Origin of the sequence: Serratia symbiotica, from assembly GCF_000821185.2 — a bacterium.
In the GTDB taxonomy this organism is placed as follows: domain Bacteria; phylum Pseudomonadota; class Gammaproteobacteria; order Enterobacterales; family Enterobacteriaceae; genus Serratia; species Serratia symbiotica.
The window spans coordinates 1,640,538-1,659,348 of the sequence record NZ_CP050855.1 but is presented as its reverse complement, the minus strand read 5'-3'; the positions used below and the strand labels follow the sequence as shown (position 1 = coordinate 1,659,348).

Below are 18,811 nucleotides of genomic sequence, written 5' to 3'. Positions count from 1 at the left end.
CCCGTTTCCGGATTTTACACCGCCACTGAATGGGTCAACGGCCCCTTAACTGACACCGCATACCTGGTCACATTTTCGCGGTGCCGTTTAGCTGAGCACCAGACCTGCTATAGCGGCAGACAGAATACTGACCAGCGTTGAACCATATACCAGCTTCAGACCAAATCGTGACACCACATTGCCCTGATGTTCGTTCAGCCCTTTGATCGCCCCAGCCACGATGCCGATGGAAGAAAAATTGGCGAAGGAAACCAGGAACACCGACAGGATGCCTGTGCTGCGTGGTGACAGTTCGGCAGAGACTTTTTGTAGCTCCATCATCGCCACAAATTCGTTAGAGACTAACTTGGTCGCCATGATGCTGCCGACTTGTAAGGCTTCGTGTTTAGGGACACCTATGATCCAAGCGAACGGATAGAAGAAGTAACCGAGGATGTGCTGGAAACTCAGGCCAAAGATGGCGCTGAACAGGCCATTGAGCGCAGCGAGCAGGGCAATAAAACCGATCAGCATCGCAGCAACGATAATCGCCACTTTAAAACCAGTCAGGATGTATTCACCCAGCATTTCAAAGAAACTTTGGCCTTGATGCGGGTTGCCCAAGTGCAGATCTTCTTCTTTATTGATGTCATACGGGTTGACCAATGACAGCACGATAAAGGTGCTAAACATGTTCAGCACCAATGCTGCTACCACGAATTTGGCATCCAGCATGGTCATGTAAGCACCGACGATAGACATGGAAACCGTAGACATCGCGGTTGCTGCCATGGTGTACATGCGCTTTTCTGACATCTTGCTCAGGATATCTTTATAAGCGATGAAATTTTCAGACTGACCAAGGATCAGCGAACTGACGGCATTGAACGATTCCAGCTTACCCATACCGTTCACTTTTGATAGCACGGTACCGACAATCTGGATAATAAACGGCAACACCTTGATGTATTGCAGAATACCAATAAGTGCAGAGATAAAGACGATGGGACACAGTACCTTCAGGAAGAAGAATGCCAGGTTTTTTTCTGCCATGCCACCGAATACAAAATCAGTCCCTTGCCCAGCAAATCCGAGTAGTTTGTCGAACGATGCTGCACATCCCTTTACAAAGCCTAAACCCGCTTCCGAATGCAGGAGAAAATAGGCTAGCAGTACTTCAATGATCAATAATTTAATAATGTAGCTAATGTGGATGTTTTTGCGATCTTGGCATACTAATAGCGCCAAAATCGCCACCACCATCAAAGCTAACGCAAAGTGCACAAAAGGGGACATGCTTGCTCCAAATATGAGGCTGGTTGGACTTCGGACGTCATTCTATGTAACGCTGCATTTAAAAACGAGACTTCTATTAAAAATATGCAAATTTTCAATGGGAATATTCTTAATTATTAATTTTTTTGATTAAAAATCAATGTATTATAACATTTGTATGAAAATTATATTCTTGTGCTAGTGTTGTTTTTGCTGCGGGATTTTACAGTGTGGGTAGCTTTTTATTTTTCATATTGCGGAGAAGATGGTGATGATCTATGCCCTGGTGGGGGATGTTGGTGGCACAAATGCTCGCTTAGCGCTGTGCACTGTTGCTACGGGTGAGATTATCCAGGCAAAAACCTATGCTGCCCTAGAGTTTGAAAGTCTGGAGGCGGCGATCCGCGAATACCTGAAGGAACAGGAGGTTAGGGTGCAAGATGCCTGCATTGCTATTGCCTGTCCAGTGTCCGAAGACTGGGTGGCGATGACCAACCATAGTTGGGCGTTCTCGATCAAAGTGATGAAAGCCAACCTAGGGCTGAAACACCTGGAAGTGATCAACGATTTCACTGCGGTATCGATGGCGATCCCGATGTTATCGCAAGACGATGTGCTGCAATTTGGTGGCGGCAGCGCACAGAAGGATAAGCCGATCGCGGTATACGGTGCAGGCACTGGGCTGGGTGTTGCTCATCTGGTGCATGTTAGCCAGCGCTGGGTCAGTTTGCCAGGTGAGGGCGGACATGTTGATTTCGCGCCGAACAGCGAAGAAGAGGATCTCATCCTGGCGGTGCTGCGTGCCGAAATGGGGCACGTTTCCGCTGAAAGGGTGCTATCTGGCCCAGGATTGGTCAATCTCTACCGTGCCATTGTCAAGTTGGATAATCGTTTGCCGGAGCCGTTGGAGCCGCAAGACGTCACTACACGCGCCTTGGCAAACAGTTGCATTGATTGCCGACGCGTTCTGGCACTGTTCTGTGTGATTATGGGGCGTTTCGGCGGTAATCTGGCGCTGAATTTGGGCGCTTTTGGCGGCGTGTATATTGCCGGCGGCATTGTGCCGCGCTTTATGGCGTTTTTTAAAACGTCCGGTTTCCGCGCTGCTTTTGAAGACAAAGGACGTTTTAAGGACTATGTGCATGACATCCCAGTGTTTATGATCACCCACAGTCAACCAGGGTTACTAGGGGCAGGCGCTCATCTGCGTCAGGCGCTAGGTATGCATTTGTAATAACCTCTCCCATTAGGCTATTTTATTTGCCATTTTGGCCCTGGGCAGTGCTCTCCCTCCACAGGTACTCCCTGTACGCTGCGGTTGTTGCGCGCTGTCGGTGTCCAAACTGGCTGCAACAATCGTACACCCACTGGGATAGGTTCTTAATCCTGTTTGTTCACGCTGCACCAATGGATTAACATAGTTCCCACTTATTCCTTGCAGGGTTGTATGAATATCTGATGCGTTATCTGGTTGCTCTCCTCCCTCTGATCACCTTGCTGGCTGCTTGCGGCACGGCTACCACTCTGCCTCAGCGCACCACGGAGAAAGGCGGCTTTTTGCTGACGCCTGCCCACAGTGGCAAACTGCCAAGTGGGGATTTCGCCTACAACCCAAATACGGCGCGCTTTATTGATAAAATGGTGCGGGAGCACGGTTTTGATCGCCAACAGCTACACAACTTGCTGGCGCAGACCAAACGGCTGGATTCGGTGCTGCGGCAGATGGAACAACAAGCACCAACGCCCACCACACAGGCACCGGCTGGCCCTAACGGCTTTTGGTTGCGCTACCGCAACAAATTTATCACAGCGGATAACGTGCAAAACGGCGTGGCGTTCTGGAACCAGTATCAAGATGCCCTGCAACGCGCTTGGCAGGTCTATGGTGTGCCACCGGAGATCATCGTCGGTATTATTGGGGTTGAAACTCGTTGGGGGCAGGTAATGGGGAAAACCCGCGTTATCGATGCCTTGGCAACGTTGGCCTTCGACTATCCACGTCGCGCCGACTATTTTGTTGGCGAGTTAGAGACATTCCTACTGATGTCGCACACGGAGGGGAATGATCCGCTGGAACTGCGCGGCTCATTTGCCGGCGCTATGGGCTACGGCCAGTTTATGCCTTCCTCATATAAGCGCTACGCGGTTGACTTCGATGGTGACGGTCATATTAACCTGTGGGAACCGGTGGATGCCATCGGCAGTATTGCTAACTACTTCAAAGCGCACGGCTGGGTCAAAGGCGGAGCGGTGGCGGTACAGGCTTATGGTCAGGCTCCTGGGCTGGAGCATGGCTTCAAAACTCGTTACCCGATCGACAGCCTGGCAGCGGCGGGTTTAAGTCCACAGGGATCGTTGGGCGACAATCATCAGGCTAGCCTACTGCGTCTGGATATCGGCACTGGCTATCAGTATTGGTACGGCCTGCCTAACTTCTACACTATTACTCGCTATAACCACAGCACTTATTATGCGATGGTGGTATGGCAGTTGGGTGAAGCGGTGGGGCGCTCGGCACGCGGTTCATTCGAAAGCGTTCATCACTCTGTGTCACGCTAAAAATCACTGCAACCATCATTTATCGATGGCGACTCTCAACATAAATTGCCCACTAAGAACATCGTTTTGTGGAACTCTTCGCAGATGCCATTGCTCTGCGGCGACATCGCTCTGCTTGTAACCAAGTGGAGAACCCACATTGGGGTTGTACGCTGGAACCGCCGGAAATTTCCTGACTGATAGTTTTGTCACTTATGCTGAGGGCAAACATCCGTATGATCTTGCGTTCGATCTCATCGGACAGCGTGGTCTGATGTTTCTTCACCCGTTGAGGTTCAAAAGAGCCGTTGCGATCCCGATACGTGGCCAGTTCAAAAGCGCCTGTGGGTGTTATGACTGTTTTTGGGGTCGAGCCGTTTTTACGATTGGCTTCAAGGTATTGAGCCAGATGGGCGTCAAATTCAGCGGCCAAAGCAGTTTCCGTCAACGGCTTGATTAACGGAGTTAAATACCATCTTTGCCCGTCAAGGCCTGGCTATCCTGACGTGCTTTCAGGGCTTTATCGAAATTGAAGGGTTGGGACATGTGTCATTCCTTTTTGATTATATATTGACTTGAATGACACGGAATTTCTAACACTCCCTACAAATGACAATACGGTGTCGTTATGGGGGACAATAAATTTTGCACGGCTTAGTTGAATAAATCGAACTTTTGCCCTCGCCCAGGATCAGCGCACGCATCCCCCTGGCAATGCACAATGTACGCCCACAGGGATAGACTCTTAACCTGCGGCGCGTTGTTATGCTACTCTCATCTACCTTCACTTTCCCAATAATGTATCTCCACCCTGGAGGAAACATGGATCACCGTTTACTCGAAATCGTTGCTTGCCCGGTCTGCAACGGTAATCTTTATTTCAACAAAGAAAACCAAGAACTGATTTGCAAGGTGGATGGCTTGGCTTATCCATTGCGCGATGGCATCCCAGTGCTGTTGGAAGATGCCGCGCGTGCACTCTGTGTGGATGAGAAGCACGCATGAGTTTCATCGCTATTATCCCTGCCCGCTATGCATCAACCCGTTTGCCTGCTAAACCGTTGGCCGATATTAACGGCAAGCCGATGGTGGTGCATGTGATGGAGCGAGCGCGTGAATCCGGTGCCAGCCGCGTGATCGTGGCGGTCGACCATCCAGAGGTAGCCAAAGCGGTTGAGGCCGCAGGCGGTGAAATCTGTATGACCCGTCTGGATCACTATTCCGGCACCGAACGCTTGGCAGAAGTGATTGAACATTATGGCTTTGACGATGACCAGATCATTGTCAATGTGCAGGGTGACGAGCCGATGATCCCACCGCTTATCGTGCGTCAGGTGGCGGAAAATCTGGCCGCCAGTTGCGCTGGTATGGCCACATTAGCGGTGCCGATCAACAGTGCCGAAGAAGCCTTTAACCCCAATGCGGTTAAAGTGGTGATAGATGCGCAGGGCTACGCGCTCTATTTTTCGCGCGCCACTATTCCCTGGGATCGTCAGGGCTTCGCCACATCGCAAGACACCATTGGCGATACCCTGTTGCGGCACATCGGCATTTACGCCTACCGTGCTGGATTTGTCCGCCGTTACGTCAGTTGGCAGCCGAGTCAGTTGGAACAGATTGAATTGTTGGAACAGTTGCGGGTGCTATGGTACGGCGAAAAAATCCATGTGGCGGTTGCCAAGGTCATACCGAGCGTGGGCGTCGATACGCCTGATGATCTACAGCGTGTGCGCGACAGCCTGCGCTAAATTCCGCTGGCCTACAGTTTATGTCGCCGGGTGTGACTCATCGCCACCAGCCTCATCGGTGCCTGTTAACCGCTGCCACAGGCTACCCAAAGTCTCATACCATGCGTGTTCGCTGTGGCTGAGGAACATGGAGGAAGGCATAACGCGCTGCCAAGTATTCAATGGTGGGCTGATCGCCAGTTGGTTGGCTGGTGCGGGGATGGGGTGCAGCCCCTTGGCTTTGAAAAAACGCATTGCTCGCGGCATATGGCTGGCTGACGTTACCAGTATAAACGGCTGGTTGCCGACCAGCGCCGCCACTTGTCCGGCTTCTTGCTCGGTGTCCAATGGGCGATCCAGCCTAAGGATATCGCGCGATGGCACGCCCAGACTTTCCGCGACTCGGGCGGCGGTAGCGGCGTTGCTGAGTGTATTTACGCCACGCGCGCCGGTAAACACCAACTTGGCACCCGGATGGGTGAGATATAACCTTACCCCCTCTGTTACGCGCGGCAGGCTGTTACCGATCAGGTTTGAACTCGGTGCCCAGTCTGGGTTGAAGGTATAGCTTCCCCCCAGCACCACGATATAGTTCACCGGATCATGGCCCCGGTAGGTCTGGTATTCGGATTCGATCGGCCGCAGCAGCCGATCGGCCACGGGGTGCAGGCTGAAAAGCAACAGCAACAGCCAACTGAGCGTCAAAATCGTTTTGCCACTTTTTTGCCAGCGAGTACACCACAGCAACAGCAGCGCCAGGCCCATCAGCAACAGCAGCGTGGGCAGCGGCATCAACAGTGCGCCAATGAGTTTTTTCAGGTTGAACAGCAGCAAAATCAGATCCTCTTGGGCGAAAAAACGGCATCAGAGCATAAACCGGTCGCAAGAAGATACATTCTAAGCCAGTCTGTGCCAAAATAGCAGGTTTGAATGGGCGATGCCTTGTCCCCCGAATCAGTGGAGCCGCAACCCATGCAGGATCGCAATTTTGACGATATTGCCGAAAAATTTGCGCATAATATTTACGGTACCACCAAAGGGAAAATTCGCCAGGCGGTGGTGTGGCAAGATCTGACCACACTATTGGCGCAGTTACCGCAGCGGTCACTACGCATTCTTGATGCCGGTGGTGGTGAAGGCCATATGGCCTGCCAGTTGGCACAGGCAGGCCATCAGGTGCTGCTGTGCGACCTTTCTGGTGAGATGATCCAGCGTGCTGCACAGTTGGCTGAACAGAAAGGTGTCAGCCAGAACATGCAATTTATACAAAGCTCGGCGCAGGAGATCGCTCAACATTTAGCACAGCCGGTAGATCTGATATTGTTTCATGCCGTGCTTGAATGGATCGCTGAACCCGAAGCGGCGTTGCAGCAGTTATTCGGCTGTCTGCTGCCGGGTGGCGCGTTATCGCTGATGTTCTTTAACGCTAATGGCCTGGTGATGCGCAACGCGGTATTGGGTAATTTTCAACTGGTAGATCCGGTGGTCAGAAGACGCAGAAAGCGCTCGCTGTCGCCGCAACATCCCCAGCAGCCGCTGCAGGTATATGGCTGGCTGGAACAGATGGGCATGCGCATCAGTGGGAAAACTGGCGTGCGAGTGTTCCACGATTATTTACAAAGCAGACAGTTACAGACACAAAAATTTGAACAGTTACTGGCGCTTGAACAGCACTATTGTCGTCAGGAGCCTTACGTGAGTTTGGGACGCTATATCCACGTCATGGCGCACAAACCCAACCTGAAGGACGAACTATGAGTGAATTTTCCCAGACCGTACCCGAACTGGTCGCCTGGGCACGGAAAAATGACTTCTCTATTTCGCTCCCTACAGAGCGTCTCGCCTTTCTGCTCGCTGTCGCCACCCTTAATGGCGAGCGGCTGGACGGCGAAATCAGCGAAGGTGAACTGGTTGATGCATTTCGCCACGTCAGTAAGGGTTTCGAACAGACGCATGAAACGGTCGCCATACGTGCCAACAATGCGATCAACGATATGGTACGCCAGCGCCTGTTGAACCGCTTTACCAGCGAACTGGCGGACGGCAACGCCATTTACCGCCTAACGCCACTGGGTATCGGCATTACCGACTATTATATTCGCCAGCGTGAGTTCTCCACACTGCGGCTGTCGATGCAGCTGTCAATTGTAGCGCAGGAACTCAAGCGTGCCGCCGATGCTGCCGAAGAGGGGGGGGATGATTTCCACTGGCACCGCAACGTGTTTGCGCCGTTGAAATATTCGGTGGCCGAGATCTTTGACAGTATCGATATGACCCAACGGGGAATGGACGAACAGCAGCAGAGTGTGAAGGCGGATATCGCGGCGTTGCTGAACCAGGATTGGCAGGCGGCAATTTCCAGTTGCGAGATGTTGCTGTCAGAAACCTCCGGTACCCTGCGCGAGTTGCAAGATACGCTGGAGGCGGCGGGCGATAAGTTGCAGGCTCACCTGCTGCGTATCCAAGACGCGACCCAGGGCGGCGCGGAACTGGGCTTCGTCGATAAACTGGTGTTCGATCTGCAAAGCAAGCTGGATCGCATCATCAGTTGGGGCCAACAGACCATTGACTTGTGGATCGGTTATGACCGCCATGTACACAAATTTATCCGAACCGCCATCGATATGGATAAAAACCGTGTGTTTGCCCAACGTCTGCGCCAATCGGTGCAAAACTATTTTGACCATCCGTGGACACTGACCCATGCCGCTGCCTCCCGTCTGCTAGATATGCGCGACGAAGAGCTAACGCTACGCAGTGAAGAAGTGACCGGGGAGCTACCGCCAGACTTGGCGTTTGAAGCGTTCAGCGAGATCTGTGAACAGTTGGCAGCGATGATTGAACAGGCGCTGAAGATCTATCAGGAACAGCAAAAGCCGCTCAATCTTGGGGCGGTGATGCGCGATTATCTGGCGCAATATCCGCGTGCGCGTCATTTTGACGTAGCGCGTTTAGTGGTCGACCAGGCGCTGCGCCTTGGTGTGGCTGAAGCAGATTTTTCAGGATTGCCAGCGCAATGGCAGGCAATCAATGATTACGGAGCCAAGATCCAGGCCCATGTCATCGACAAATATTGAACAACTCATGCCAGTCAAACTGGCCAAGGCATTATCCAATACGCTGTTTCCGGCGTTGGACAGCCAACTGCGTGCGGGTCGTCACATCGGTATCGATGAGTTGGACAACCACGCTTTCTTGATGGATTTTCAGGATGAACTGGAAGAATTTTACCACCGCTATAGCGTCGAGTTGATTCGGGCGCCGGAAGGGTTCTTCTATTTGCGCCCACGCTCCACCACCTTGATCCCGCGTTCGGTGTTGTCAGAGCTGGACATGATGGTCGGCAAGATCCTGTGCTACCTCTATCTTAGCCCTGAGCGTCTGGCACACGAAGGTATCTTCAGCCATCAAGAACTGTACGATGAGCTGCTGAGCTTGGCGGATGAGAGCAAGTTGCTGAAGTTTGTTAACCAGCGCTCTAGCGGCTCGGATCTTGATCGTCAGAAGCTGCACGAAAAAGTACGCACCTCGTTGAACCGCCTGCGTCGGTTGGGCATGGTCTATTTCATGGGCAATGACAGCAGCAAGTTCCGTATCACTGAGGCGGTATTCCGCTTTGGTGCCGATGTGCGCAGCGGTGATGATCCGCGTGAAGCGCAGTTGCGCATGATCCGCGATGGTGAGGCGCTGCCGGTTGAGCACAGCCTGTTGCTGAATGATGACCATGATGCTGAAGATCACCAGGTTGATAATGTTCCAGACGGTGCAGAGGATGAACAGCAATGATTGAACGCGGTAAATTTCGCTCGTTGACGCTGGTTAACTGGAACGGCTTTTTCGCCCGCACCTTTGATTTGGACGCGTTGGTGACCACGCTGTCCGGCGGCAATGGCGCAGGGAAATCCACCACTATGGCGGCTTTCGTCACCGCATTGATCCCCGATCTGACGCTGCTGCATTTTCGCAACACCACCGAGGCCGGTGCGACCAACGGATCGCGCGACAAAGGTTTGCACGGCAAACTGCGTGCCGGTGTTTGTTATTCCACGCTTGACGTGGTCAACTCGCGCCACCAGCGTGTGGTGGTTGGTGTGCGTTTGCAGCAGGTGGCGGGGCGTGATCGCAAGGTCGATATCAAACCCTTCACCATTCAGGGGCTGCCGATTGCGGTACAGCCAACGGAGCTTTTGACCCAGACAGTGGGCGAGCGCCAAGCACGCGTACTGCCGTTGCATGAGCTGAAAGAACGCGTGGAAGAGATGGAAGGGGTACAGTTCAAGCAGTTCAACTCCATCACCGATTACCACTCGCTAATGTTCGATCTGGGAGTGATCCCGAAACGCCTGCGATCATCCGCCGATCGCAGTAAATTCTACCGCCTGATCGAAGCCTCATTGTACGGCGGTATTTCCAGCGCCATCACCCGCTCGCTGCGTGACTATTTGCTGCCGGAAAACAGCGGCGTGCGCAAGGCGTTCCAGGATATGGAAGCCGCGCTGCGTGAAAACCGTATGACGCTGGAGGCAATCCGCGTCACCCAGTCTGATCGTGACCTGTTTAAACATTTGATCTCTGAGGCTACTTCCTATGTGGCGGCGGACTACATGCGTCATGCCAACGAACGCCGTATTCATCTGGATGGTGCGCTGACATTGCGCAGCGATCTGCTGGGCAGCCGCCAACAACTGGCCGCCGAGCAGTATCGCCATGTGGAAATGGCGCGAGAACTGGTAGAGCAAAGCAGCGCGGAATCCGATCTGGAAACCGATTACCAAGCTGCCAGCGATCACCTGAATCTGGTGCAAACGGCGCTGCGCCAACAGGAAAAGATCTCGCGTTATGAAAGCGATCTGGAAGAACTGGCCTACCGTCTGGAAGAACAGAGTGAGGTGGTGGCCGAAGCCAGCGAGCAACAAGCCGAAAACGAAGCGCGCACTGAGGCGGCTGAGTTGGAAGTGGATGAACTGAAAAGTCAACTTGCCGACTATCAACAGGCGCTTGATGTGCAGCAGACCCGCGCCATTCAATACCAGCAGGCGTTGCAGGCGCTGGAGCGCGCCCGCAGCCTATGCCAGCTACAGGAACTGACTGCCGATAATGCTGAACAGTGGCTGGAAACTTTCCAAGCGCACGAGCAGCAAGCGACGGAAGCCTTGCTGATGTTGGAGCAGAAACTGAGTGTGGCCGACGCCGCGCATGGCCAATTCGAACAGGCTTACCAACTAGTGGGTAAAATTGCCGGGCAAGTCAGTCGCAGTGAAGCTTGGCAGTGTGCACGTGAATTGCTGCGTGACTGGCCTGCGCAGCAACATCTTGCCGAACGCGTGCAGCCGCTGCGCCTGCGTCTGAGCGAACTGGAACAGCGTTTGCGTTTACAGCACGATGCCGAACGGTTGTTGCAGGAGTTCTGCAAACGCCACGGCCAAGACTATCAGCCGGACGATCTTGATGCGCTGTTGCAAGAGTTGGAGGAACGCCTGGACTCGCTGTCGCAGAGCGTTAGCGAGGCTGGCGAACAGCGGATGGGCATGCGTCAGGAACTGGAACAGCTTCAGCAGCGTATTCGTGAATTGACGGCGTGTGCGCCGGTGTGGCTGGCGGCGCAAGATTCTTTGCGCCAGCTTTGTGAGCAGAGCGGTGAGCCACTGGAAAGCAGCCAGCAGGTGACCGAGTACATGCAACAACTGCTGGAGCGCGAACGTGAAACCACCGTTGAGCGCGACGAGGTGGCGGCGCGCAAAAGCGATGTAGAAGCCCAGATCGAGCGTCTCAGTCAGCCAGACGGTGCCGAAGACCCACGTCTGGTTACCCTGGCTGAACGCTTTGGCGGTGTGCTGCTGTCTGAAATCTACGACGATGTCACTCTTGACGACGCCCCTTATTTCTCGGCGCTGTACGGCCCTTCGCGCCATGCCATCGTAGTGCCGGATCTGTCGCGGGTACGCGAGATGCTAGAAGGTCTGGAAGACTGCCCGGAAGATCTCTATCTGATCGAGGGGGATCCGCAGTCGTTCGATGACAGCGTGTTCACCGTCGAAGAACAGCAACGGGCGGTCTTGGTAAAAACCGCTGACCGTCAGTGGCGTTATTCGCGCTATCCACAGGTGCCGTTGTTTGGCCGCGCTGCGCGCGAAAACCGTTTGGAGGTGCTGCACGCCGAGCGCGAAACGCTGGCGGAACGTTACGCGACGCTATCGTTCGACGTCCAGAAAACACAGCGTGCACATCAGGCGTTCAGCCGCTTTATCGGTAGCCATCTGGCGGTAGCATTTAACGCCGATCCAGAAGCCGAAATCCGTAGCCTGAACGCTCGGCGCGGTGAAATTGAACGTGCGCTAAACACTCATGAGGCACAGAACCAGCAGCAACGCCAGCAGTATGAGCAGGCGAAAGAGGGCATTTCCGCGCTGAACCGCTTAATGCCACGGGTATCGTTACTCAATGACGATACTTTGCAGGATCGGGTGGAGGAGATCCATGAAGAGCTGGAACAGGCGCAGGATGCTGCGCGTCATATTCAGCAGCACGGCGTATCCCTGACCAAACTGGAACCGTTGCTGCCGGTGTTGCAGAGCGATCCGCAGCAGCATCAACAATTACAGCAGGACTATGCGCAGGCACAGAACGTGCAGTGCCAGCTCAAACAGCAAGCGTTTGCGCTGACCGAAGTGGTGCAGCGCCGTGCGCACTTTAGTTATACCGACTCGGCGGGCATGCTGAACGCCGACAATGATCTTAACGACAAGTTGCGCCAGCGTTTGGAACACGCGGAGGCGGAACGTACCCGCACCCGTGAACAACTGCGTCAATACCAAACTCAGTTTACTCAGTTCAGCCAGGTGCTGGCTTCACTGAAAAGTGCCTATGATGCCAAACACGACATGCTGAAAGAGTTGAGCCAGGAACTGGTGGATATCGGCGTGCAGGCTGACGCCAATGCTGAAGCACGTGCGCGCCAACGCCGCGATGAACTGCATGCGGCGCTGAGCAACAACCGCACGCGCTGCAATCAACTGGAGAAACAACTGACCTTCTGTGAAACAGAAATGGACAGCTTGCAGAAGAAACTGCGCAAGTTGGAGCGCGATTACTATCAGTTACGTGAGCAGGTAGTGACCGCCAAGGCGGGCTGGTGTGCGGTAATGCGCATGGTGAAAGACAATGGTGTGGAGCGCCGTCTGCACCGCCGCGAACTGGCTTATATGGATGGTGACGCTTTGCGTTCGATGTCGGATAAGGCGCTCGGTGCACTGCGTCTGGCGGTGGCGGATAACGAACATCTGCGCGATGTGCTGCGTCTATCGGAAGATCCGAAGCACCCGGAACGCAAAATCCAGTTCTACATAGCTGTTTACCAGCATCTGCGTGAACGTATTCGTCAGGATATTATTCGCACCGACGATCCGGTCGAAGCCATCGAACAGATGGAAATCGAGCTGGGCCGTCTGACTGAGGAACTGACCGCCCGTGAGCAAAAGCTGGCGATCAGTGCCAAGAGCGTGGCCAATATCATCCGCAAGACCATCCAGCGTGAGCAGAACCGCATTCGCATGCTCAACCAGGGTTTACAGGCGGTCTCTTTTGGTCAGGTGAAAAGTGTGCGGTTGAACGTCAATGTGCGTGAAGCACACGCCACCTTGCTGGACGTGCTCTCCGAGCAGCAAGAACAGCATCAGGATTTGTTTAGCAGTAACCGTCTAACCTTTTCGGAGGCGCTGGCTAAACTGTATCAGCGCTTGAACCCGCAGATCGATATGGGGCAGCGTACGCCGCAAACCATCGGCGAAGCACTGCTGGATTACCGCAACTACCTTGAACTGGAGGTGGAGGTATTCCGTGGTTCTGATGGCTGGCTGCGCGCAGAGAGCGGTGCTTTATCCACGGGGGAAGCGATCGGTACCGGGATGTCGATTCTGGTGATGGTAGTGCAGAGCTGGGAAGAAGAGTCGCGCCGTCTGCGCGGCAAAGACATCTCGCCGTGCCGTCTATTGTTCCTTGATGAGGCAGCGCGTCTGGACGCCAAGTCCATCGCCACGCTGTTCGAGCTGTGTGACCGTCTAGAAATGCAGTTGATCATCGCTGCGCCGGAGAATATCAGCCCGGAGAAAGGCACCACCTATAAGCTGGTGCGCAAAGTGTTCCAAAACCATGAGCATGTGCATGTGGTGGGGTTGCGTGGTTTTGCCAGCGAGCCGCCAGTGTCAGGCAGCGCAGCGGTAGAAACGTCATAGAGTAAAAACGCGCTAAACTCTGAAAATAGCCACCCTAGCTTGGGAGGCTATTTTTTTGTGCGCATAGCAGTAAATAGACCGGTTTTTTTGATGAGAACGGGAATCAACGGTTATTCAACGCTCGCGGGACAAAATAACCTTTCTATTTGTATACTGAAAGCATAAGCATTTTTTGTGAGCATACAGGGGGCAAGGTGCTTAAAAATGGAAACTCAATACGGCGTTTGGCGTTCAGTGGCGTAATCGCCTGTAGTGCTGCGTTGTCGTTATCCGCATGGGCAACCGTGCCAGCGTTTTCGGCGGCGTTATCCAGTATGTCGATTGAGCAAAGCCGTTCAGAGCTGCTTGCCGCATTACCACGAGGCACGGCTGTGTATTATCTTTCAACGCTGGCTCCTCTGTATGCGGCGAATCATATGCAGCCGATGTGGCGTGATCGCGCGGCAATACAGCAGTTTCAACAACAGTTGGCTGGGTTGGCGATGTCTGGCGTACAGCCACAGTTTAGCCAGTGGGTGACAAGTTTGACCGATCCGGCAGTTAATGACGTGGGGCGTGACATTGTGTTGTCCGATGCCATGCTGGGCTATCTGCAATTTGTTTCTGCTATAGGAACCCACGGTAACAGTTGGCTGTACAGCAACATACCTTACAAGCTAGGTTTGCCGCCGAACGCGGTGATTAACCAGTGGCAGTTGGCAGTGCGTCAGGACAGGCTACAGAGCTATGTCAATTCACTAGTGCCGCAGCACCCCCAATATACCAAGATGTATCAAGCATTGCGTGACATGTTGGTCAATAATCGGCCCTGGCCGCAAGTGAGCAATGGGCCGAATTTGTACCCTGGTCAATTGAGTAATGATATTCCGGCATTGCGCGAAATCTTGATGCGTACCGATATGTTGACTCACTCAGCACCAGTAGCGCAGGCGCGGGGGAGGTTGGCACGTAATGAACCCGACGACAGCGGTCTCTCAGTTGGCGAAGAGAACAATCGGGAAAGTCTGGTAGCGACATCGGCGCGGGATATCACGCTCGCAGCAGGCTCTACGGTAATCACTCAATCGGCCGCCAGCGTGACGGTGGGCGAGACTGTTTACAGCCCAGATCTGGTCGCCGGGGTTAAACGCTTCCAGAAATGGCAGGGATTGAATACTGATGGCGTGATTGGTGCACGCACGCGTGAATGGCTGAATGTCTCGCCGCAGACCCGCGTTGCGCTGCTGGCATTGAATATTCAACGTTTGCGTATTCTACCGGGCTACATCAGCTCCGGCATTATGGTGAATATCCCAAACTACTCGCTGACCTACTACCAGAACGGCCGTGAGGTGCTTTCGTCACATGTCATTGTCGGACGGCCAAGCCGCAAAACGCCGTTGATGAACAGCGTGTTGAGCAACGTAGTGCTCAACCCGCCGTGGAACGTGCCGACATCCCTGGTGCGTGCAGATATCGTGCCGAAAGCGATGCGTGATGGCAGCTACTTCCAGCAACATGGCTATACTTTGCTTTCTGATTGGAGCAAGGATGCTAAGGTGATCGACCCGGCGATGATTGACTGGAACAGCGTGTCCGCACGTAACTTCCCGTATCGCGTGCGTCAGGCACCGGGTGCCAGCAATTCGCTGGGGCGTTTCAAATTCAACATGCCGAGTTCAGACGCCATCTATCTGCATGATACGCCGAACCACAATCTGTTCCAAAAGGATATGCGTGCACTCAGCTCCGGCTGCGTGCGGGTGAACAAAGCAGATGATTTAGCAAATATGCTGCTACATGACGCTGGTTGGAGCAACGATCGTGTTGCTTCCACGCTGCAAGAGGGCAATACCACTTACGTGAATATTCGCCAGCGGATCCCGGTAAAACTGTATTATCTGACGGCGTGGGTTTCCGATGATGGTCAAATGCAATTCCGCACAGATATTTATAATTATGATCATGCAGTGAGGTCAGGCGTACAAATCTTGGCTCAAGCAGAAAAATTAATGTAATAAATGCTGTCATTATACCTAAAATAATTCGAGTTGTAGGAAGGTGGCAGTGCAGCAGCACCCCAGTCACTTACATCAGTAAGTGACTGGGGTGAGAGAGGAAAGTTAGCGCACAGGTAACGTGAAGTATGACGGGTAGATAAATAGCCGTCAGAATGATTGACTATATCCTAGGTAATTATCAATGAGAGGCTGTAAACCCAGGCGTCATGCGGATTGACTCGGCGTAAGTAGGCGGTTATGGTGTGGACAGGGCGCTATGCATATTTGACATCCTTTGCTTGCTGGGTTTAATAGAATTATGGAAAAAATTGATTATCATCGCCGTAAATGGCTGGCGCTAGGAGGTGCCGCTATGGGCATAGCGCTGCTCCCAAGGTCTGCCTTTGCCAGCTTCTCCACCGCTCGTCCGCGTATTTTAGTGGTAAATAACCTGAATACCGGTGAATCCATAAAAGCCGAATTTTTCGACGGCAAAGGTTACAATAAAGAAGAACTGGTGCGGCTTAATTATCTGTTCCGTGATTATCGTTCCCATAAGATTAAATCGATCGATCCCTGTCTGTTTGATCATCTTTATCGCCTGCAAGGGCTGCTGGGTACTAGCAAGCCGGTACAGTTGATTTCAGGATATCGTTCTCTGGATACCAATAACGAATTGCGTGCGCACAGCCGTGGCGTGGCTAGGCACAGTTACCACACCAAAGGGCAGGCGATGGATTTCCATATTGAAGGCATCCAACTGAGCAATATCCGTAAAGCGGCGTTAAAAATGCACGCTGGTGGTGTAGGATATTACCCACGAAGCAACTTTGTACACATCGATACTGGCCCGGCAAGGAGTTGGTAATCGTGCTGCCCATAGGTGAATAGCGCCAGCCCGCTGAGTATGGCGTTGGTGTTATTATTGGAGCCTTATGAAATATCATATTATTCCCGTTACTGCTTTCAGTCAGAACTGTAGCCTGATTTGGTGTGAACATACCCAGCAGGCAGCGCTGGTCGATCCCGGCGGTGATGCGGAAAAAATCAAAGCCGAAGTGGCTCGGCGGGGGGTGACTCTCTCTCAGATCCTGCTGACGCACGGCCACCTTGATCATGTCGGTGCCGCAGCAGAGCTGGCTGAGCATTATCAGGTGCCTATTTTGGGGCCGGACAAAGAAGATGCTTTTTGGTTGGGCGGCCTGCCAGCGCAAAGCCAAATGTTTGGTTTGGAAGAATGCGCGCCGCTGATACCGACTCAGTGGTTGGCGGAAGGCGATGAGGTTAAGGTGGGGGAGATGACGCTCAAGGTGTTGCATTGCCCTGGTCATACTCCGGGTCATATTGTCTTTATCAACCAGCAAGCGCGCATAGCGCTGGTAGGCGACGTGCTGTTTAACGGCGGCGTCGGGCGCAGCGATTTTCCGCGTGGCGACCATCAGGCGCTGATCAACGCTATCCGCACCAAGTTGTTGCCGCAGGGTGACGACATGGGCTTTATTCCCGGCCATGGATCTATGTCTTCCTTCGGCCATGAGCGTCAAACCAACCCGTTCCTGCGTGAGGCTCCACCGCCCAGGTAAAGGTTATTATTTCCTTGCAGAAATATATAAGGGGGGCGGTGAGCGCCCCTTGTGGCTATATGCCGGTATGCTTACAGCACGGCAACGATGGCTTCACACAACGGTGCCATGTTGTCTGGCGTCATGCCCGCAACATTAACACGGCCAGAGTTTACCGCGTACACGCCAAATTCATCACGCAGGCGTAGAACTTGTTCTTTGGTCAGACCGCTGAATGAGAACATGCCGTTCTGGCTGATGATAAACTCAAAGTCCTGCTGAGCGCCTTTCTCCTGTAAGGTATTCACAAACAACTGACGCATACTGTGGATACGCTGACGCATATCAGTCAGTTCCTGCTCCCACAGTGTACGCAGTGCGTCGTTGGTCAGGATGGTAGCTACTATGGCTGCCCCATGAGACGGCGGGTTGGAATAGTTAGCGCGAATAGCCGCTTTCACTTGGCTGAATGCGCGATCGGCGGTTTCAACGTCTGCGGCCATCAGAGTGCAGGCCCCCACGCGTTCATTGTACAACCCGAAATTCTTCGAGTAAGAACTGGCGACGATCAACTCCTGATGTTGGGCAGCAAAAATACGCAGGCCCTCAGCATCTTCTTCCAGGCCCTTGGCAAACCCTTGGTATGCAAAATCGAACAGCGGTAACCAGCCGTGGATGGCGGAAAGCTCAGCCAATTGACGCCATTGTTCGGCGGTGGGATCGATGCCAGTCGGGTTATGGCAGCAACCGTGGAACAGCACCACGTCGCCGGCCTGGGCCTGCTTCAGGCTACCTAGCAGGCCATCAAAGTCCAACGCATGGTTGGCAGCGTCATAGTAGGTATATTCCCGCACTTCCAGACCCACGGCGGTGAAGACGTTTTTATGGTTTGGCCAGCTTGGGTTGCTGATCCAAATGCGCTTAGCATTGGTTTGATTGGCGATAAAGTCAGCCGCTACCCGCAGGGCACCGGTGCCACCGGGCGTTTGCGCGGTACGTGCGCGCTTGTCGGCGATGATAGGGCTTTGTTTGCCGAACAGCAGCTCTTGCGTACAGTTGGCGAATGCCGGAATACCTTCAATACCGAGATAGTTTTTGGTGGTCTCATTCTCCAGCAGATATTGCTCAGCTTTTTTGACGCTGGTTAGCACCGGAGTTTTACCGGTTTCATCTTTATAAGTACCAATGCCCAGGTTGATTTTATTTGGGCGGGCGTCCGTGCGGAAGATGTCGGCCAGGCCCAGGATTGGGTCGGCTGGTGCAGCTGTGATTTTTTTAAACATGTCGGGTGTTTCCAAATCTCGGGGTTAAGCAGACGGTGGGCATCAGGGTAGCGCCAGTGATGGGGTTTGCCAACCGCCTGCGATAAAAACACTGCAATATTATGAAGTAGGTGATGAAGCCAACAGAAAAAACGATTGAGAAGGGGAAAGTAGCAGGATAAAAAGTTAGCGGAACGCACAAAAAAACAGAGCCGAAGCCCTAATGCTGATCATTTAAGGATCGGTTGAACGATGCGC

General features: G+C 53.2%; 14 protein-coding genes and 1 pseudogene. 11 read left to right on the top strand and 4 right to left on the bottom strand.

All coding sequences use genetic code 11. The features are described 5' to 3' along the window. Positions 1 to 87 precede the first annotated feature (87 nt). Positions 88 to 1,275: a NupC/NupG family nucleoside CNT transporter gene (locus SYMBAF_RS08255; protein WP_040265062.1), complete on the bottom strand. Its 1,188-nt coding sequence runs from the start codon at positions 1,273 to 1,275 to the stop codon at positions 88 to 90. A gap of 250 nt (positions 1,276 to 1,525) precedes the next feature. Between SYMBAF_RS08255 and glk the strand changes: the two genes are divergently transcribed. Both glk and mltB read left to right on the top strand, forming a co-directional pair. Further along, positions 1,526 to 2,488, top strand: coding sequence for a glucokinase (gene glk / locus SYMBAF_RS08250; protein ID WP_040265132.1), 963 nt, complete (start codon positions 1,526 to 1,528; stop codon positions 2,486 to 2,488). 224 nt (positions 2,489 to 2,712) lie between these two features. Next, complete coding sequence (mltB, locus tag SYMBAF_RS08245; RefSeq protein ID WP_040265063.1) at positions 2,713 to 3,813, top strand: lytic murein transglycosylase B; 1,101 nt, start codon at positions 2,713 to 2,715, stop codon at positions 3,811 to 3,813. A gap of 166 nt (positions 3,814 to 3,979) precedes the next feature. On the opposite strand, the pseudogene SYMBAF_RS08240 reads toward mltB, so the two are convergent. Beyond that, a pseudogene (locus SYMBAF_RS08240) lies at positions 3,980 to 4,338 on the bottom strand (transposase); the annotation flags it as partial. 276 nt (positions 4,339 to 4,614) lie between these two features. Here SYMBAF_RS08240 and SYMBAF_RS08235 point away from each other — a divergent pair. Together SYMBAF_RS08235 and kdsB are read left to right on the top strand one after the other, a co-directional pair. After that, positions 4,615 to 4,797: a Trm112 family protein gene (locus SYMBAF_RS08235; RefSeq protein ID WP_006709665.1), complete on the top strand. Its 183-nt coding sequence runs from the start codon at positions 4,615 to 4,617 to the stop codon at positions 4,795 to 4,797. Next, positions 4,794 to 5,540: a 3-deoxy-manno-octulosonate cytidylyltransferase gene (gene kdsB / locus SYMBAF_RS08230; RefSeq protein ID WP_040265064.1), complete on the top strand. Its 747-nt coding sequence runs from the start codon at positions 4,794 to 4,796 to the stop codon at positions 5,538 to 5,540. Before SYMBAF_RS08235 ends, kdsB begins: the two co-directional genes overlap by 4 nt. An 18-nt stretch (positions 5,541 to 5,558) precedes the next feature. Here kdsB and elyC read toward each other — a convergent pair whose 3' ends face one another. After that, entirely contained in the window at positions 5,559 to 6,350 is a 792-nt protein-coding gene (elyC, locus tag SYMBAF_RS08225) for an envelope biogenesis factor ElyC (protein ID WP_040265133.1), read from the bottom strand. A gap of 141 nt (positions 6,351 to 6,491) precedes the next feature. Between elyC and cmoM the strand changes: the two genes are divergently transcribed. From cmoM to SYMBAF_RS08190, 7 genes are all read left to right on the top strand, one after another. After that, positions 6,492 to 7,277: a tRNA uridine 5-oxyacetic acid(34) methyltransferase CmoM gene (gene cmoM / locus SYMBAF_RS08220; protein ID WP_006709662.1), complete on the top strand. Its 786-nt coding sequence runs from the start codon at positions 6,492 to 6,494 to the stop codon at positions 7,275 to 7,277. Continuing rightward, a complete protein-coding gene (mukF, locus tag SYMBAF_RS08215; RefSeq protein WP_040265065.1) occupies positions 7,274 to 8,596 on the top strand; it encodes a chromosome partition protein MukF in 1,323 nt (440 codons plus the stop codon). Before cmoM ends, mukF begins: the two co-directional genes overlap by 4 nt. Further along, a complete protein-coding gene (mukE, locus tag SYMBAF_RS08210; RefSeq protein WP_040265066.1) occupies positions 8,577 to 9,305 on the top strand; it encodes a chromosome partition protein MukE in 729 nt (242 codons plus the stop codon). Before mukF ends, mukE begins: the two co-directional genes overlap by 20 nt. Continuing rightward, a complete protein-coding gene (mukB, locus tag SYMBAF_RS08205; protein WP_040265067.1) occupies positions 9,302 to 13,750 on the top strand; it encodes a chromosome partition protein MukB in 4,449 nt (1,482 codons plus the stop codon). Before mukE ends, mukB begins: the two co-directional genes overlap by 4 nt. Positions 13,751 to 13,944: 194 nt before the next feature. Beyond that, entirely contained in the window at positions 13,945 to 15,747 is a 1,803-nt protein-coding gene (ldtD, locus tag SYMBAF_RS08200; protein WP_082026920.1) for a L,D-transpeptidase, read from the top strand. Between the two features lie 301 nt (positions 15,748 to 16,048). Further along, positions 16,049 to 16,597: a peptidoglycan L,D-endopeptidase MepK gene (gene mepK, locus SYMBAF_RS08195; protein WP_040265068.1), complete on the top strand. Its 549-nt coding sequence runs from the start codon at positions 16,049 to 16,051 to the stop codon at positions 16,595 to 16,597. Between the two features lie 67 nt (positions 16,598 to 16,664). Then, entirely contained in the window at positions 16,665 to 17,312 is a 648-nt protein-coding gene (locus SYMBAF_RS08190; RefSeq protein ID WP_040265069.1) for an MBL fold metallo-hydrolase, read from the top strand. 71 nt (positions 17,313 to 17,383) lie between these two features. Here SYMBAF_RS08190 and SYMBAF_RS08185 read toward each other — a convergent pair whose 3' ends face one another. Continuing rightward, on the bottom strand, positions 17,384 to 18,574 hold the full coding sequence (locus tag SYMBAF_RS08185; RefSeq protein ID WP_040265070.1) for an amino acid aminotransferase: 1,191 nt from the start codon (positions 18,572 to 18,574) through the stop codon (positions 17,384 to 17,386). Positions 18,575 to 18,811 lie beyond the last annotated feature (237 nt).

Bases quoted from the DNA above. Each gene is read 5' to 3' on its own strand.
- mukF (WP_040265065.1), top strand. From the start codon at position 7,274: ATGAGTGAATTTTCCCAGACCGTACCCGAACTGGTCGCCTGGGCACGG.
- mltB (WP_040265063.1), top strand. From the start codon at position 2,713: ATGCGTTATCTGGTTGCTCTCCTCCCTCTGATCACCTTGCTGGCTGCT.
- mukB (WP_040265067.1), top strand. From the start codon at position 9,302: ATGATTGAACGCGGTAAATTTCGCTCGTTGACGCTGGTTAACTGGAAC.
- SYMBAF_RS08235 (WP_006709665.1), top strand. From the start codon at position 4,615: ATGGATCACCGTTTACTCGAAATCGTTGCTTGCCCGGTCTGCAACGGT.
- mepK (WP_040265068.1), top strand. From the start codon at position 16,049: ATGGAAAAAATTGATTATCATCGCCGTAAATGGCTGGCGCTAGGAGGT.
- glk (WP_040265132.1), top strand. From the start codon at position 1,526: ATGATCTATGCCCTGGTGGGGGATGTTGGTGGCACAAATGCTCGCTTA.
- cmoM (WP_006709662.1), top strand. From the start codon at position 6,492: ATGCAGGATCGCAATTTTGACGATATTGCCGAAAAATTTGCGCATAAT.
- SYMBAF_RS08185 (WP_040265070.1), bottom strand. From the start codon at position 18,574: ATGTTTAAAAAAATCACAGCTGCACCAGCCGACCCAATCCTGGGCCTG.
- kdsB (WP_040265064.1), top strand. From the start codon at position 4,794: ATGAGTTTCATCGCTATTATCCCTGCCCGCTATGCATCAACCCGTTTG.
- mukE (WP_040265066.1), top strand. From the start codon at position 8,577: ATGTCATCGACAAATATTGAACAACTCATGCCAGTCAAACTGGCCAAG.
- SYMBAF_RS08190 (WP_040265069.1), top strand. From the start codon at position 16,665: ATGAAATATCATATTATTCCCGTTACTGCTTTCAGTCAGAACTGTAGC.
- SYMBAF_RS08255 (WP_040265062.1), bottom strand. From the start codon at position 1,275: ATGTCCCCTTTTGTGCACTTTGCGTTAGCTTTGATGGTGGTGGCGATT.